Source organism: Protofrankia sp. CiP1_Cm_nod2 (assembly GCF_920664355.1).
GTDB lineage: Bacteria > Actinomycetota > Actinomycetes > Frankiales > Frankiaceae > Protofrankia.
The window spans coordinates 2,862-4,571 of sequence record NZ_CAKKTL010000338.1 but is presented as its reverse complement, the minus strand read 5'-3'; the positions used below and the strand labels follow the sequence as shown (position 1 = coordinate 4,571).

The 1,710-nt window shown below is 74.1% G+C and carries 2 protein-coding genes; both read right to left on the bottom strand.

All coding sequences use genetic code 11. The annotated features are described in order from the left end of the window. Nucleotides 1-475 precede the first annotated feature (475 nt). Entirely contained in the window at nucleotides 476-739 is a 264-nt protein-coding gene (locus NBW84_RS22905; protein WP_131790223.1) for a hypothetical protein, read from the bottom strand. A gap of 59 nt (nucleotides 740-798) precedes the next feature. Then, a partial coding sequence (locus NBW84_RS22900; protein ID WP_250287314.1) for a hypothetical protein occupies nucleotides 799-1,710 on the bottom strand: 912 nt, incomplete at its 5' end.

Below are 1,710 nucleotides of genomic sequence, written 5' to 3'. Positions count from 1 at the left end.
GATTCGGACTTTAGTGAGGCCCGCTAAAGATGCATCGGGTTGCAGGGAACATGCGGACTTGTTACCCGGGCCCTCACCTACGACACGCCGGCGACCGACAGCGGACACCCGCTTACGGAGAATATAACTCTTGTCGGTATTCGTGCACAGCCGATCCGGATACGTCCGGTTGATCCCGGCCGGGCCACGACGGCCCGCCACCCCGTGGCGGCCCTGTGGTGGACGCCGGCCGACACGGACGGCGATCGGCAACAGCCGTTCACGGCATGTTCGGGCTGTATTCGGACTGTGTTCAGGCTGTGTTCGGCGCGGCGGCGCTGGACGTGCCGGGCTTCCGCGCGGCGCGGCAGCCGCTCACGGCATGTTCCGGCCGGCGTGCGGGGCGGCCGGGCGATGGCTGCCCCGCACGCCGGCTGCCCCGGGAGAACCGTCCGCGGCCCAGCCCGGGGGAAACCGGCCGGCCGGGACGGACGCCCTACAGGCTGTCGCTGTAGTCGCGGACCTCCTGCACCGCCGACCCGAGCGCCGCCAGCGAGTCCTGGATACGCTCCCGGGTCTCCAGCAGCGCGCTGGTCAGCTGCTCCACGGCGCGGTGCGCGCTGCCGTCGGTCGCCGCCAGGACGATCGCCTGCGCTTCTTCGATCATGGTCAGCGCGCCGTCCAGCTGGCCGGTGACCTCGTCGGTACGCCGGAACGCCTCACCAAGCTGGGACTTGACGTCGGCGATGGTGCTCGTCACGGAGGTCCTGCCCTTCTTCTGTCATATCCGCTCCTGTATCCCGCCGGCCGGCGGCCGGGTCACTTCCGCTGCGGATGCCGCGGAGCGCCGACCCCGAGCCCGAACCGCAGCGCCAGCACGAGCGCCACCAGCGAGGCGATCACGTCGGTCGGGTCCAGCGACACCATCCGCGCGGTCGCCAGCACCGCGGCACCGGCCGTGCCGGCCCCGAGCAGCGCCGCGCGGGCAACCTCCACCCGGGCCGCGTCGGTCGCCACCGCCACGCAGAAGGCGGTGACCACGGCGGCGCCGGTGAGGGCCGGCAGCGCCTCGACCCCGGCCAGCGCCCGCAGCACGGTCACCCCGGCGGCCACCAGCAGGCAGCCCAGGCCGATGACGACCGCGGCCGAGGCCGACGAACCGGACCGTGTGACCGCCCGCAGCTCGGCGGCGTGCCCCATCGCGGTCATGCACAGCTCGTGGGCTCGCCGTGGTGCCTTGGACGGCTCGAACGCGGCCGCCGTGCCGGCGGCGGCCGCCTGCCTGGCACGTACCCGTCGCTGCGGCGTGGCGGCGGCCGGGCGTGCCTGCCCGGGCTCGCCCCGGCGGTGCTGGGCCCGGGCGACCGGCCGGCCACCGGGCCCGGCGACGACGGGCACGTCACGGCCGGAGGCGTGACCAGGAACGTCATAGCCGGGCGTGTCATGATCGGGAATGGCGACGGCGGGGACGTCGCCGGCCCGTTCCACCGGCGGCGGCCGGAGCTGGTCGAGGCTGCTGATCCCGTGGTGCGCGAGCGGTTCGGCCACCACCCGCCACACCTCGTCGACCTCGGCGCGGATCGCCTCCGCCGACTCCCGGTGCGCCCGCGCGACCTCGGCACGCCGCTGCCGGCCGGCGGACATCCGGTCCTCCACCTTGTTCCTGGCCTGGGTGAGCTCGTCGAGCAACGCACGGTAGCGCACGGCCGCGATCAGCGGGTCGTCGAGGTC